This window comes from Pseudomonas sp. RIT-PI-q (assembly GCF_001297125.1).
Classification (GTDB): Bacteria; Pseudomonadota; Gammaproteobacteria; order Pseudomonadales; family Pseudomonadaceae; genus Aquipseudomonas.
Genome location: NZ_LHPC01000016.1, coordinates 13,746 through 28,348 on the forward strand (window position 1 = coordinate 13,746; position 14,603 = coordinate 28,348).

The 14,603-nt window shown below is 59.9% G+C and carries 13 protein-coding genes; 7 read left to right on the plus strand and 6 right to left on the minus strand.

Annotated features, from left to right (window positions below):
- Nucleotides 1-21 precede the first annotated feature (21 nt).
- The 4 genes from ahcY to AEQ67_RS03770 all read left to right on the plus strand — a co-directional run bounded on the left by ahcY (nucleotide 22) and on the right by AEQ67_RS03770 (nucleotide 5,586).
- Nucleotides 22-1,431, plus strand: a complete 1,410-nt coding sequence (ahcY, locus tag AEQ67_RS03755; protein ID WP_059402551.1) for an adenosylhomocysteinase — start codon at nucleotides 22-24, stop codon at nucleotides 1,429-1,431.
- Nucleotides 1,432-1,626: 195 nt separating this feature from the next.
- Nucleotides 1,627-2,472, plus strand: a complete 846-nt coding sequence (gene metF / locus AEQ67_RS03760) for a methylenetetrahydrofolate reductase [NAD(P)H] (RefSeq protein WP_059402552.1) — start codon at nucleotides 1,627-1,629, stop codon at nucleotides 2,470-2,472.
- Nucleotides 2,473-2,669: 197 nt separating this feature from the next.
- Complete coding sequence (locus AEQ67_RS03765) at nucleotides 2,670-3,485, plus strand: substrate-binding periplasmic protein (RefSeq protein ID WP_059402553.1); 816 nt, start codon at nucleotides 2,670-2,672, stop codon at nucleotides 3,483-3,485.
- A 223-nt stretch (nucleotides 3,486-3,708) separates the two neighbouring features.
- On the plus strand, nucleotides 3,709-5,586 hold the full coding sequence (locus tag AEQ67_RS03770) for a DEAD/DEAH box helicase (protein WP_059402554.1): 1,878 nt from the start codon (nucleotides 3,709-3,711) through the stop codon (nucleotides 5,584-5,586).
- 154 nt (nucleotides 5,587-5,740) lie between these two features.
- Here AEQ67_RS03770 and AEQ67_RS03775 read toward each other — a convergent pair whose 3' ends face one another.
- The 3 genes from AEQ67_RS03775 to AEQ67_RS03785 all read right to left on the minus strand — a co-directional run bounded on the left by AEQ67_RS03775 (nucleotide 5,741) and on the right by AEQ67_RS03785 (nucleotide 8,933).
- Nucleotides 5,741-6,337, minus strand: coding sequence for a YceI family protein (locus AEQ67_RS03775; protein ID WP_059402555.1), 597 nt, complete (start codon nucleotides 6,335-6,337; stop codon nucleotides 5,741-5,743).
- A gap of 32 nt (nucleotides 6,338-6,369) precedes the next feature.
- Nucleotides 6,370-6,921 carry a cytochrome b gene (locus AEQ67_RS03780; protein WP_059402556.1) on the minus strand — a complete coding sequence of 184 codons (552 nt, stop codon included), beginning with the start codon at nucleotides 6,919-6,921 and terminating at the stop codon, nucleotides 6,370-6,372.
- A 254-nt stretch (nucleotides 6,922-7,175) separates the two neighbouring features.
- Nucleotides 7,176-8,933: a flavin monoamine oxidase family protein gene (locus tag AEQ67_RS03785; protein ID WP_059402557.1), complete on the minus strand. Its 1,758-nt coding sequence runs from the start codon at nucleotides 8,931-8,933 to the stop codon at nucleotides 7,176-7,178.
- Between the two features lie 222 nt (nucleotides 8,934-9,155).
- Here AEQ67_RS03785 and AEQ67_RS03790 point away from each other — a divergent pair, with 222 nt between their 5' ends.
- On the plus strand, nucleotides 9,156-10,562 hold the full coding sequence (locus AEQ67_RS03790) for an adenosylmethionine--8-amino-7-oxononanoate transaminase (RefSeq protein WP_059402558.1): 1,407 nt from the start codon (nucleotides 9,156-9,158) through the stop codon (nucleotides 10,560-10,562).
- A 142-nt stretch (nucleotides 10,563-10,704) separates the two neighbouring features.
- Complete coding sequence (locus AEQ67_RS03795) at nucleotides 10,705-11,424, plus strand: 16S rRNA (uracil(1498)-N(3))-methyltransferase (RefSeq protein ID WP_059402559.1); 720 nt, start codon at nucleotides 10,705-10,707, stop codon at nucleotides 11,422-11,424.
- Between the two features lie 95 nt (nucleotides 11,425-11,519).
- On the opposite strand, the gene trhA is transcribed toward AEQ67_RS03795, so the two are convergent.
- Nucleotides 11,520-12,137 carry a PAQR family membrane homeostasis protein TrhA gene (trhA, locus tag AEQ67_RS03800; RefSeq protein WP_059402560.1) on the minus strand — a complete coding sequence of 206 codons (618 nt, stop codon included), beginning with the start codon at nucleotides 12,135-12,137 and terminating at the stop codon, nucleotides 11,520-11,522.
- 238 nt (nucleotides 12,138-12,375) lie between these two features.
- Here trhA and AEQ67_RS03805 point away from each other — a divergent pair, with 238 nt between their 5' ends.
- Nucleotides 12,376-13,290 (plus strand): LysR family transcriptional regulator, encoded by a 915-nt coding sequence (locus AEQ67_RS03805; RefSeq protein WP_059402561.1) that lies wholly within the window; start codon nucleotides 12,376-12,378, stop codon nucleotides 13,288-13,290.
- 114 nt (nucleotides 13,291-13,404) lie between these two features.
- Here AEQ67_RS03805 and madM read toward each other — a convergent pair whose 3' ends face one another.
- Together madM and madL are read right to left on the minus strand one after the other, a co-directional pair.
- Nucleotides 13,405-14,169 (minus strand): malonate transporter subunit MadM, encoded by a 765-nt coding sequence (gene madM / locus AEQ67_RS03810; protein WP_059402562.1) that lies wholly within the window; start codon nucleotides 14,167-14,169, stop codon nucleotides 13,405-13,407.
- Nucleotide 14,170: 1 nt separating this feature from the next.
- Nucleotides 14,171-14,587, minus strand: a complete 417-nt coding sequence (gene madL / locus AEQ67_RS03815) for a malonate transporter subunit MadL (RefSeq protein ID WP_059402563.1) — start codon at nucleotides 14,585-14,587, stop codon at nucleotides 14,171-14,173.
- Between the last annotated feature and the right edge of the window lie 16 nt (nucleotides 14,588-14,603).

The following is a 14,603-nucleotide window of genomic DNA, read 5'->3' on the forward strand; positions in this document are numbered from 1 at the left end:
CATTACGAATGGAGGCTCATCATGAGCGCTGTTATCACGCCTGCAGATTTTAACGATTACAAAGTCGCCGACATGTCCCTGGCTGCCTGGGGCCGTCGCGAAACCATCATCGCCGAATCCGAAATGCCGGCCCTGATGGGTCTGCGCCGTAAATACGCCGGTGAGCAGCCGCTCAAAGGCGCGAAGATCCTCGGCTGCATCCACATGACCATTCAGACTGCCGTGCTGATCGAAACCCTGGTTGCCCTGGGTGCCGAAGTGCGTTGGTCGTCCTGCAACATTTTCTCGACTCAAGACCAGGCCGCTGCCGCTATCGCTGCTGCCGGCATCCCGGTTTTCGCCTGGAAAGGCGAGACTGAAGAAGAGTACGAATGGTGCCTTGAGCAAACCATCCTCAAAGATGGCGCGCCTTGGGACGCCAACATGATCCTCGACGACGGCGGCGACCTGACCGAGCTGCTGCACAAGAAATACCCGGCGATCCTGGACCGCGTCCACGGCGTCACCGAAGAAACCACCACTGGCGTTCACCGCCTGCTGGACATGCTGGCCAAGGGCGAGCTGAAAATCCCGGCCATCAACGTCAACGACTCGGTGACCAAGAGCAAGAACGACAACAAGTACGGCTGCCGTCACAGCCTGAACGACGCGATCAAGCGCGGCACCGACCACCTGTTGTCCGGCAAGCAAGCGCTGGTCATCGGCTACGGTGACGTGGGCAAGGGCTCGGCACAGTCCCTGCGTCAGGAAGGCATGATCGTCAAGGTTTCCGAAGTTGACCCGATCTGCGCCATGCAAGCCTGCATGGACGGTTACGAGTTGGTCTCGCCGTTCATCGACGGTATCAACAACGGCACCGAAGAAAGCATCGACAAAGCGCTGCTGGGCAAGATCGACCTGATCGTGACCACCACCGGCAACGTCAATGTTTGCGACTCGAACATGCTCAAAGCCCTGAAGAAGCGCGCTGTTGTCTGCAACATCGGCCACTTCGACAATGAGATCGACACCGCTTTCATGCGCAAGAACTGGGCATGGGAAGAAGTGAAGCCACAGGTTCACAAGATCCACCGTACCGGTCCTGGCGCATTCGATGCCCAGAACGACGACTACCTGATCCTGCTGGCCGAAGGCCGTCTGGTTAACCTGGGTAATGCAACCGGTCACCCAAGCCGCATCATGGACGGTTCGTTTGCCAACCAGGTTCTGGCGCAGATTTTCCTGTTCGGCCAGAAGTACGCCGACCTGTCGCCAGCCCAGAAAGCCGAGCGCCTGACCGTTGAAGTTCTGCCGAAGAAACTCGACGAAGAAGTGGCCCTGGAAATGGTCCGTGGCTTCGGCGGCGTCGTGACTCAACTGACCAAGACCCAGGCCGACTACATCGGCGTGACCGTCGAAGGTCCGTTCAAGCCGCACGCTTACCGCTACTGATTCGCCACAGGTTTGCTCGCGATTGCGGTGCGCCTCGCGCACCGCGTCGCTTGCATCGCCAGCAAGCCGGCTCCTACGAGAATGCATTTGTACCCCGTAGGAGCTGGCTTGCCAGCGAAAGCGGTGTCATTGACACAACCTGTCGATAGCGGAAAAACCAGCCCCACAGGCTCACGTGTTTCCAAGGATATGACCATGTCCCAAGACCGTCGCTACAGCTTCGAGTTCTTCCCTACGAAGACCGATGCTGGGCATGAAAAGCTGATCGCCACTGCTCGTCAGTTGGCCACATACAACCCCGATTTCTTCTCCTGCACCTATGGCGCTGGTGGTTCGACTCGCGATCGCACCCTCAACACCGTGTTGCAACTCGAAAGCGAAGTCAAAGTACCTGCCGCACCGCATTTGTCTTGCGTTGGCGACAGCAAGGCCGACCTGCGCGGCCTGCTGGCGCAATACAAGGCCGCCGGCATCACCCGCATCGTTGCCCTGCGCGGCGACCTGCCTTCGGGCATGGGCATGGCCAGTGGCGAAATGCGCCACGCCAATGACCTGGTTGAATTCATTCGTGAAGAGACCGGCGATCATTTCCACATCGAAGTCGCCGCTTACCCGGAGATGCATCCGCAAGCGCGAAATTTCGAAGACGATCTCGCCAACTTCGTGCGCAAGGCCAACGCTGGCGCCAACAGTGCGATCACCCAGTATTTCTTCAACGCCGACAGCTACTTCTACTTCGTCGAGCGTGTACGGGCGATGGGCGTGAACATCCCGATCGTGCCGGGGATCATGCCGATCACCAACTACAGCAAGCTCGCACGCTTCTCCGATGCCTGCGGTGCGGAAATCCCGCGCTGGATCCGCAAGCAACTGGAAGCCTACGGCGATGACACCCAGAGCATTCAAGGCTTTGGTGAGCAAGTTATCACCGAAATGTGCGAACGCCTGCTGCAAGGTGGCGCTCCGGGGCTGCACTTCTACACACTGAATCAGGCTGAGGCGAGTCTGGCGGTGTGGAACAATCTGAAGTTGCCGCGCTAAAAGCAAGATCAAGAGATCGCAGCCTCGTTTCACTCGACAGCTCCTACAGGGAATTGCGTTCTCTGTAGGAGCTGTCGAGTGAAACGAGGCTGCGATCTTTTGCGTTTAATGCCCTTTTACTGTGCAGCAACACACTGGGTTAGAGCTTCTGGATCCCGTTTCTGGCTCTTTCCGGTTTCTCGTCGTAATCTCAACCCATGCCTTTGATCGCGCAGTTACTCACCGTGTTTCTTTTTACTTGCCTGAGCTTCGCCGCTCGGGGCGAGAAGCTGCGCATTGTCACGGAACCGTGGGCGCCGTACGTGTATGAGCAAAACGGCAAATCCCTGGGGCTGGACTACGAAACCACGGCCATCGTCTTCAAGCGCCTGGGAATCGAAGTGGAATGGCAGTTCCTGCCCTGGAAACGCTGCCTGTCGATGCTCGAAACCGGCCAGGCCGACGGCGCGCTCGACATTTTCCATAGCGATGAACGTGACGCCACCCTGCTCTACCCCAGCGAACCGCTCTCGGAAGTCGAGTTCGTGATGTTCTACGCCAACGAGCGACCCCATCCGTTTCGCACCCTGGACGACTTGAAGGGCCTGACCATCGGCACCTCACCGGGCTATCTCTACAGCAAGGATTTCAGTGACTCGACCCTGTTCACGCGGGAGCCGGCACCGACTCATGAAGCCAACTTCGGCAAACTGGTGCGCGGGCGGATCGACCTGCTGATCACAGATCGCCGGGTCGGCCAGCATTTGCTGGATGAATTGAACATCCGCGACCAGATCAGCGAAAACCCGATCGTCATCAGCCAGCAAAGCCAGTTTCTGGCGGTGCGCCGCAACGCGGGCATGGATTTGCTGGTGCAGCGCTTCGGTGCCGAACTCAAACGCTTTAAGCGCGAACCCGCCTACGCCGAACTGAGCGCCCGTTATGGCGCCGAACCGGCTGCAGAAGTAAAAGCCGTGAGGGCCACCGCTGCCAGCGGAAAAACCGTTGAGCAGCAGGAAAGCGGCGCGCAGTGATTGCTCTGTTATACTCCGGCCTTCCCGCCAGGCTCACGCCCGGACGCTCGGACTTGTTCAAGGCATCTCGACCCCGCTACAGCGCAGCTTTTCAGCCCGCGCGAGCGCTCCAGACGAGCTTTCAAGCCCCAGCAGGACCGGACGGGATTGCGTTCCTCATAAACGCCATTCGCGCCAGGCAAGACTCCCATTGGGCCAAGCCCTAACTAAAACAGGATTACTCATGTCCTTTGCTTCCCTCGGTCTCTCCGAGGCTTTAGTCCGCGCCATCGAGGCAGCGGGCTATACCGAGCCTACTCCGGTGCAACAGCGGGCCATTCCCGCCGTGTTGCAAGGTCGCGACCTGATGGTTGCGGCACAGACAGGTACTGGTAAAACCGGTGGCTTCGCCCTTCCGATCCTGGAGCGGTTGTTCCCTAACGGTCACCCGGACAAATCCCAGCGTCACGGCCCGCGCCAACCGCGCGTACTGGTCCTGACCCCTACTCGCGAACTCGCGGCGCAAGTGCATGAAAGCTTCAAGGTCTATGCCCGTGACCTGAAGTTCGTCAGCGCCTGCATCTTCGGCGGCGTCGGCATGAACCCACAGGTTCAGGCCATGTCACGCGGTGTTGACGTGCTGGTGGCCTGCCCTGGCCGCCTGCTCGACCTCGCCGGCCAAGGCAGCGTCGATTTGTCCCACGTGGAAATCCTCGTGCTGGACGAAGCCGACCGCATGCTCGACATGGGCTTTGTCCATGACGTGAAGAAGGTCCTGGCCCGTCTGCCGAGCAAACGTCAGAACCTGCTGTTCTCGGCGACCTTCTCCAAGGACATCACCGACCTCGCCGGCAAGTTGCTGCACAACCCGGAACGCATCGAAGTCACGCCGCCGAACACCACGGTCGAGCGTATCGAACAGCGCGTATTCCGCCTGCCAGCCAACCACAAGCGTTCGCTGCTGGCGCACCTGATCACCGCTGGCGCCTGGGAACAGGTGCTGGTGTTCACTCGCACCAAGCACGGCGCCAACCGCCTGGCCGAGTACCTGGACAAACACGGCCTGAGCGCCGTCGCGATCCACGGTAACAAGAGCCAGAACGCCCGCACCAAAGCCCTGGCCGACTTCAAGGCCGGTGAAGTGCGCATCCTGGTCGCCACCGACATCGCCGCTCGCGGCCTCGACATCGACCAGTTGCCACACGTGGTCAACTTCGAGCTGCCGAACGTTGACGAAGACTACGTGCACCGTATCGGCCGTACGGGCCGTGCCGGTCGTTCGGGTGAGGCGATCTCGCTGGTTGCTCCGGACGAAGAAAAACTGCTGAAAAGCATCGAGCGCATGACGAAGCAGAAGATTGCCGACGGCAACCTGATGGGCTTCGACTCCAGCGCTGTAGAAGCCGAGAAGCCAGAAGTTCGCGAGCGTCCGGATGTGCGTAACCCGCGCAACCCACGTGGCCCGCGCGGCGACGGCCCGAACGGCACCGGTGGTGGCGGCGGTCGTAAAGACAAAGGCAAGGACAAGGGCGGCAAGGAAAAACCTGCAGCCACTGGCCGTGGCGATCGCCCGGCGCGTGAACACAAGCCGCGCGAAGGCACCCCGGCTCGCGAGCAACAGCGCCCGGCTCCTCGCGCTGCCGCTGACCGAGCTCCGGACGAGTTCCTCGACGACGATATCGATAACTTCGGTAACCGCGTCGACTACGTCCCTCAAGCCAAACCGGCCCAGGGCCGTGGCCGTCGTCCGGGTGCTCCGGCACAAGGCACGGCAACTGGCGCAGGTGCTCCGCGCACTGGCGGCAAGCCGCAGGGTCGTCAAAGCGGTCCGCGCAGCAGCGATGGCGCCACCACCGGCACTCCGCCGGCCAAGCGCAGCGGCCCACGCAACGGCGCTCCACGTGACGGTCAGGCCCGTCGCGAGGAGCCGCGCACCCGCCGCCCGGCCCGTGCCGACGCCCAGCCGCGTTCGGAACCCGCCGTGCAAAACCCGCGTGGCCCGGCACCGAAGATCATTCACAAGGAGTCGAAAACCGATCGTTTCCCGACTCCTGAGCAACTTGATCAACTGCCAGGCCGTCCGCGCGGCGAAAAACCAGCATTGCTGACCCGCAACCGCTGATTTAACGCTGCCATAAAAAATGCCCCTGATCTCACGATCCGGGGCATTTTTTTAGGATGGCGAATAACCCTGTGGTAGCCATGCCATTTGTGTTTGGCAATAAAAAACGCCCGCGATCGTGAGATCGGGGGCGTTTTTTTGTCAGGCGCGAAGGTTACTTCGCTTTGACACCTTCAAACGAAACGTACAACTCGACGGCGTCAGACGATGGGCCCAGGTCTTTCTGCTTGCCGAAATCGGAACGCTTGAGGTTGGTGGTGCCTTCGAAACCGGCACGGTAGCCGCCCCATGGATCCTTGCCTTCACCCAGGAAGGTGGCTTTGACCACGACTGGCTTGGTCACGCCAGCGATAGTCAGGTCGCCGGTCACATCGGCAGTGTCTTTGCCAGCGGCGTTTTTGCCGGTGGATTTGACGCTGGTGGAAACAAACGTGGCTTTAGCGAACTTGCTCGCGTTGAGGAAATCACCGCTGGCGATGTGCTTGTCGCGCTCAGCGTTGTTGGTGAACACGCTGGCGGTGTTCACATTGAACTCGATCTTGCTGTCTTCAGGCTTGGCAGCGTCGAAGCTGAACTTGCCGTCGATATCCTTGAAAGTACCGGTGATGTAGCTGTAGCCCAGGTGGCTGATCTTGAAGTCAACGAAGGCGTGCTGGCCTTCCTTGTCGACGACGTAGTCAGCAGCCATTACGTTACCGGCGGACAGCAGAGCGGAACCGATTGCCAGAGCGGCGAGGGTCTTTTTCAACATGCTTTCTATTCCTTTGGAGTCGAGGTTGAACTTCAAGCTTTGCGGCCCAGCATTCGAGTCAGGGTCGCATCACGATCGATAAAGTGGTGCTTCAGTGCAGCCAACGCATGGAGACCGGAAAAAATGACCAGCACCCACGCCAGATACAGATGAATCACACCGGCGGTATCTGCCTGGTCCGGTAGTCCGGAAACCAGCGCAGGAACTTCAAACAGGCCAAACACCGAAATCCCGACACCGTCTGCGGTGGAAATCAGGTAACCGGCAATCATCACAGCGAACAACGCAAAGTACAGGAACAAATGGCCGAACTTGGCGCCAATGCGCGTCATGCGGCTGTAGCTTTCCAGTTCCGGCGGCGGTGGGCTGGTAAAGCGCCACAGTACCCGTAGAACCATGACGGCCAACAGCACCAGACCAATGCTCTTGTGCAGCTCCGGCGCATCTTTACGCCAGGTGCTGTAGTAGTCGAGACCGACCATCCACAAACCCAACGCAAACAAACCAAAGACTGCCAGCGCCACGCCCCAATGCATGAAGATGCTGACCCAACCGTAGCGGGAAGTAGAGTTACGTAGCTGCATTGCCCAAATCCTGTGAGAACTGCGACCAAGACTATCGAGTTATCTATCGAATTAAAGCGGAAAATTTCGCTTTGAAATATCGAGAAATACGATCAAGAGTCTGAAATAGGTTAGTTAAGGAAAGATTAAAGACCACCGCGTGAAAAAAAATGAAGCTCAACTAACGAACACCTGCGCCATAAGGTTTATTCGATACTTTTTCTTCAGGCATAAAAAAACGCGGCATCTCTGCCGCGTTTATTTAGTCTCAGCGCTTACTGCGCTTTGGTATCCGTTGCCGGGGTCGCAGCCGGTTTGGCCGCTGGCTTCTTGGCCGGCTCAGTTTTCTTCGCCGGAGCTTTTTTAGCCTCGGTTTTGGCCGCAGGCTTTTTCACCGCAGCTTTGGCCGGGGCTTTCTTGGCAGGCTCGGCTTTCACCGGCGCTGCTGGCTTCGGTGCTTCAACCGGAGCAGGCGCAGGGGTCGGCGCAGGCGTTGGAGCCGGGGTCGGTGCAACCGGAGCCACTGGCTCTGGCGCTTTAACCGGTGCTGGCTTGTCGTCCGAACCACCGAACAGGTTGGTGAAGAAGTTGCCTTTCTTCGCCGCTACTGCGCCAGCCGCTACAGCGGTCGCCGCCGGCACAACTTTGGCCGGTTCAAACGACTTGCCCGCCGCCAGGTCTTCAACCTGACTGGCTGCACGCTGACCAGTGCGCAATGCGCCTTCCAGAGTGCCCGGGTACAAGGTGTCGGTGTGTTCGCCGGCAAACGCTACACGTTGCAGCGGACGCTCCCACAAGCGCCAGTATTTGCTGATCTGGCCCGGGCCGAAGGCCAGGTAAGCGCCGCCCATCGACGGGTCGGTGCTGTAGCGACGAATTTCATAACCGGTGAACGCGCCGCGCGCCTGTGGATAAAACGCGTGCAGGCGGATCAGCACCTGATCAACCATCTGCTTGTCGCCGAAAGCCTGCATCACGCGGGCGTTGTCGCCAGACAGGTTGATCACCACGTTGGCGCCACCCTTCAGGGCTGGCTCAACCCACAACATGCCCAGGCCGGTGTTGCTGTAGATTTCGCCGGACATGCGCGCCTTGCTTTCCCACACTGGCGTCTTGAACTTGAGCATGATCTGGTCGCGCCAACCGTAGTTGGTGCCTTTGATCGCGCCCATGTGCTGGGCATCCAGGGACGGGGTCATGGCAATCTTGTTCAGTGCACGCAACGGCACGGCGACCACGACATAGTCAGCCTGATAACCCACGCTGCCGACTTTGACGGTCACGCCGTCCTTGTCCTGGGTGATGGCCGAGACCGGGGAGCTGGTCTTGATGGTCTTCAGCTCCTTGACGAACGCCTGGGCCAGCACCGGGCTGCCGCCGAGCAGACGCGAAGCGCGCAGGTCACGGTCGGAGACGCCACGGTAAACCCGGCTCTGCTGTGCGAAGTACAGCAGCGACAGGCGCGAAGGTTCGTCATAACGGGTACGAATCTGCTGATTCACCAACTGACGGGCCGTGGCTGGCAAGCTCAGGCGATCGAGCCAGTTGGCCACGTTGATCTGGTCCAGGGCGAACAACGTACTGTTGGCGGCCGGGTTCTGCGGATCTTCGATCGAGCGAGCCAGGTCATCCACAGTCTTTTCGTAGCGCTTGAGCGCCTCGCTGGTGGCCGGTTCCTTGGTGGCCAGATCGGCAGCGGTGTAATACACACCGTCGATCAGATAGCTGGGCGTACGCACGAATTCAGGGGCTGGCGTGGTGCTCAGCTTGAAGGTCGAAACGTACTTGTTCAAAACCGGCTGGGTCTTGTCGTTGCCGATCCACTCACTGGTGGCCATGCCGGAACGCCCACCCATGCTCGGCTTGGCTTCCAGCAACGTGACCTGCCAGCCTTTATTCTGCAGCTCATAAGCAGCAGTAAGGCCTGACAGCCCGCCGCCGATCACGATCGCGGTTTTATCCTTGGCCAGCGCAGACACGCTGAACAGCCCCAACATCACCAGCGCACAGGCGCGCAGCCAACCAGCAGACATTCAGCGAACTCCGGAAATACACGAGGAAATAGCGGTTTTACGAGTCAGACGACTCAGAGAACCGCGAAGAATACGTCAGCCATCAAAAGGCCGCCAGCAACGTCTATCGCCCTATACAAAGTAGTTGAAACGACACAATAGGTTGTCCCCGGGCGACGCATTGCATAGGCTTGCGCGATTGTTTGTCCGCGCGTGTCACGGACCGCCTCGAGGAGACTGAAAATGGGCCTGAATAATCAGTGGATGCAACGCGATCTTGCGGTGTTGTGGCATCCCTGCACCCAGATGAAAGACCACGAACAGCTTCCGCTGATCCCGATCAAGCGCGGTGAAGGCGTCTGGCTGGAAGACTTCGAGGGCAAACGCTACCTCGATGCGGTCAGTTCCTGGTGGGTCAACGTATTCGGCCACACCAACCCGCGCATCAACCAGCGCATCAAGGATCAGGTCGACCAACTGGAGCACGTAATCCTCGCCGGCTTCAGCCATCAGCCGGTGATCGAGTTGTCTGAACGCCTGGTGAAGATGACGCCCGAGGGCCTGACCCGGTGCTTCTACGCCGATAACGGTTCGTCCTGCATCGAAGTCGCGCTGAAAATGAGCTTTCACTACTGGCTCAACCGCGGCCAGCCAAACAAGAAGCGCTTCGTCACCCTGACCAACAGCTACCACGGCGAAACCATGGCGGCGATGTCGGTGGGCGACGTGCCGCTGTTCACCGAAACCTACAAGGCCCTGCTGCTGGACACCATCAAGGTGCCGAGCCCCGATTGCTACCATCGCCCTGAGGGCATGAGCTGGGAAGAGCATTCGCGCAACCTGTTCGCCGCCATGGAACAGACCCTGGCCGAGAACCACGACAGCGTGGCGGCGGTGATTGTCGAGCCGCTGATCCAGGGCGCCGGCGGCATGCGCATGTACCACCCGGTGTACCTCAAGTTGCTGCGTGAAGCCTGCGACCGTTACGGCGTGCACCTGATCCATGACGAAATCGCCGTCGGCTTCGGCCGCACCGGCACGATGTTCGCCTGCGAACAGGCCGGCATCCGTCCGGACTTCCTGTGCTTGTCCAAGGCCTTGACGGGCGGCTATCTGCCGCTGGCGGCCTGCGTGACCACCGAAGACGTCTACAGCGCCTTCTACGATGACTACCCAACCCTGCGCGCCTTCCTGCATTCGCACAGCTACACCGGCAACCCGCTGGCGTGCGCGGCGGCCTTGGCGACGCTAGACATCTTCGAAGAAGACAACGTCATCGAGAACAACAAGGCCCTGGCCCAGCGCATGGCGACCGCCACCGCGCACCTGGTCGATCACCCGAACGTTTCGGAAGTGCGCCAGACCGGCATGGTCCTGGCCATCGAGATGGTCAAGGACAAGGCCACCAAGGAGGCCTATCCGTGGCAAGAACGTCGCGGCTTGAAGGTGTTCCAGCATGCGTTGGAGCGCGGTGCTTTACTTCGTCCGCTGGGCAGCGTGGTGTATTTCTTGCCGCCTTACGTCATTACGCCTGAGCAGATCGACTTTTTGGCCGAAGTGGCCAGTGAAGGGATCGACATCGCGACCCGTGACAGCGTCAGTGTGTCGGTGCCGAAGGACTTTCATCCGGGGTTTCGTGATCCGGGTTGATTGATTTCACCTAAGCTCCAGCGCTGACCGGACTACCGTCATCGCGGGCAAGCCCGCTCCCACAGGTACAGTGCAATCCTGTGGGAGCGGGCTTGCCCGCGATGAGGCCGCCAGACTTTCAGACCCTTTTCAGAGACTCCGCATGAGACTGTCCCGCTTCTTTATCGACGCCCCCCTGAGCACTGGCGAACACGAGTTGCCCGAGGCCCAGGCCCATTACATCAGCCGCGTACTGCGCATGGCCGAGGGCGATGCGCTGCAATTGTTCGACGGCTCGGGCGAGGAGTTTCGTGCCACGCTGGTGGAAGTCGGCAAGAAGCGCGTCGTGGTGCAGATCGATGAAAGCTTTGCCGGGCAGATCGAGTCGCCGCTGGCGATCCATCTCGGCCAGGGCCTGTCCCGTGGCGAGCGAATGGACTGGGCGATTCAGAAAGCCACCGAACTGGGCGTGACGGAAATCACCCCGATCTTCAGCGACCGCTGTGAAGTGCGCCTCAAGGACGAACGCGCCGATAAACGCCTGATGCACTGGCGTCAGGTGGCAATCAGTGCGTGCGAGCAATGCGGGCGTTCACGGGTGCCGGTGATTCATCCGCCGCTGCTGTTGGCGGACTGGTTGAAGCAGACCGAAGCAGAATTGAAGTTGGTGCTGCACCCGGTGGCGGAGCCGTTGGTGAGCCATGCGAAACCGGCGACGCTGGCGTTTCTGATCGGGCCTGAGGGTGGGTTGTCGGATGCGGAAGTCGAGCAGGCCAAAGGGGCTGGTTTTCATGCTGCCCGCCTCGGCCCTCGGGTGTTGCGCACAGAGACCGCGCCGGTTGTTGCGCTTGCGGTGGCCCAACAGCTTTGGGGTGACTTCTAGGCCCACATAACCTGTAGGAGCGAGGCTTGCCCGCGAAGGCATTATCAGCGACACCCCAAAAACCGAGGTGAAGCCTTCGCGGGCAAGCCTCGCTCCTACAGGACATAAAACATAATCGCCACAAAGTGCAGCAAGCTCCCGGCAATCACGAACAGGTGCCAGATCCCATGGGCATGCCGCAGCCGATGATCCAGGGCAAAAAAGATAATCCCCACGGTGTACAACACCCCGCCCGACGCCAGCCAGGCAAAGCCGGTACTGCCCAGCGCCGCGAGTAACGGCTTGACCGCCACCAGCACGATCCAGCCCATCACCGCATAAATCACGATCGACAGAATGCGCGCTTCCGAACGCGGTTTGATCTCTTGCAGAATGCCGATCAGCGCCAGCCCCCAGACAATCCCGAACAGCGTCCAGCCCCACGGCCCGCGCAACGTCACCAGGCAGAACGGCGTGTAACTGCCGGCGATCAGCAAGTAGATCGAAAAGTGATCGACCTTCTGCATGATCTCTTTCTTGCGCCCGCGCACGCTGTGGTAAACGGTCGACGCGCTGTAGAGCACCAGCAAGGTGAAACCGTAAATCGCCACGCTGACAATCTTCCACGGGTTGCCGTCCACCCCGGCGATCACCAGCATCCACACCACACCGACACACGCCGCCACCGCCCCGACCAGATGCGTCCAGGCATTCAATCTTTCCCCGTGATACATGTGTTGCTCACCTCAAAATCCAGGACAACATTGCACAAGGCTCAGCCCTCGAGACTAAAAGCGCAATGTTTCAAAACACAATCCCCCCTGTAGGAGCTGTCGAGAGAAACGAGGCTGCGATCTTTTGATCTTGAAGAATGCTGAAGATCAAAAGATCGCAGCCTCGTTTCTCTCGACAGCTCCTACACAAAGGCTCGCATGCGTGCACAATCAAGTCATTCCAAAAAGAGTCTGGCCCATGCTGATCGATGAAGAGTTGACCCTGAAAAAACTCGAGGTGTTCCTGGCCTTCATGCGCACCGGCAACCTGGCCCGGGCCGCCGCCGAGTTGCAGACCAGCAATGTCAGTGTGCACCGGGCGATCCATTCACTGGAAAGCGCCCTGCGCTGCCCGCTGTTCAAGCATGAAGGCCGCAACTTGACGCCACTGGAAAGCGCTTATGTGCTTGAAGAACGGGCACAGAAGCTGATTCAGGACGTGGTCGAAACCGTGCGCCTGACCCGCGAAGCCGCCGGGTTCTCGGCTGAACGCTTCAAGCTTGGCTCGTTGTATTCGCTGACAGTGAAGACCGTGCCGCAACTGATCATGGGCCTGAAGATCCGCCGCAGCGAGCTCAACATCGACCTGATCCTCGGTTCGAATTTCGACCTGCTGTACAAGCTCAAGAACATGGAAGTCGACGCGATCCTGGTGTCCCTGGACGACAGCGTCAACGACCCGGATTGCGAGCAGATTGCGCTGTTCTCGGACGATATTTTTCTCGCCACGCCGGCCGATTCGAAGTTTGCCCAACGCACGGAGGTCGACCTCGCCGAGGTGCGCGACGAGACCTTCATCACGCTGACCCAGGGCTTCGCCACGCACCAGGACGGCAATCGGGTGTTCAAGCAGGCGGGGTTCGAGCCGAAGGTGGCGATGCAGGTCAACGACATCTTCACCCTGCTGAGCATGGTCAGCTCGGGGGTGGGTTATGCGTTGCTGCCGGGGCGGATTGCGGCGGTGTATGAGAACCGGGTGAAGCTGATTCCGTTGCAGGAAAAGTACCGGTTGCAGCAGCACATTGGTGTGGTGTTTTTGAAGGCCAAGGAGCGCGATCCGAACTTGCTGGCGTTGCTGGCGGAGTGCCGGATGTATGCCAATCGCCAGGCCTGACAGACCGAGTCGCCTGCATCGCGGGCAAGCCACGCTCCCACATTGGAATGCATTCTCCTGTGGGAGCAGGCTTGCCCGCGATGGCGTCAGCACATTCAGCATCAATCCAACGGTTTAACCGACAATCCCGCGAACAATGAAGTACAGCAACGAAGGCCCCAGCAAGCACCCAAGCCCGGTATGGAACGTCGCCGTCAGCGCGCCATAAGGCACCAGCCGCCGATCCGTCGCCGCCAGCCCCGCCGTCACACCGCTTACGGTCCCGGCCAACCCGCCAAACACCATCGCCGAGCGCGGGTTATCCAGCCCCATCCATTTCGCCGCCATCGGCGTACCCACCATCACAAAAATCGCCTTGATCAACCCGGTGGCAATCGACAACGCCACCACATCCGAACTCGCGCCAATCGCCGCGCCCGTCACCGGTCCGACGATGTACGTCACCGCGCCAGCACCAATGGTGGTCATGCTCACCGCATCGCGATAGCCGAATGCCCAGGCAATGCTCGCCCCGACAATGAACGGCAGTATCGTGCCCAGCAGCAGCGCAATCGCACCGATCAAGCCGGCCTTTTTCGCTTCGGTGGCTTGCACCTCAAACGCCGTGGCGACGATCGCAAAGTCCCGCAACATGGCGCCGCCCATCAGGCCAATACCGGAAAACAGCGACAGGTCCGCCAGGCCCTTTTGCCCGCCGGTCATGGTGCCGCCCACCCAGGCCAAAACCAGCCCGATGACGATGGCAATCGCCGAGCCGTGAATCCGTCCGTAGGTCAGGCGCTTGGACAACACCACCGACACCCACATGATCACGCCGACGAACGCGAATGCCGTGACCAGACCGTTATGTTCCAGACCTTTTTCAATGAGATCCCACATATCAGCGGCCTCCTACAGGTGTGCCGACGGGGGTGACTTCCGTCGGTTCATCGGGCAAGGGTTCGCCTTTATGAGTGCGGCTGATCAGGGCAATCGTGCAGCCGCAGATCACCACCGAACCGATGGCCGCGAGCACGGCCACCGGGCCGCCGTGCAGCGCGGTCACGACGTTTTGCTGCGCCGCCATCGCGACCACCACCGGAATGTACATGGCGCCCCAGAAGCCGACGCCCATCTCGCAATCCTTGGTCATGCCGCCGCGTTTTTGCATCCACAACCGCGCGCAGATCAGCAGGATCATCGCGATCCCGACGCCGCCGACGTTTGATTGCACACCCAGCAACACGCCGAGCATGTCCCCCAATATCACCCCTGCCAGCGTACAAATCGCCAACAGCGCCACACCGTAAATAATCATTGTTGTCGTCCTCAAA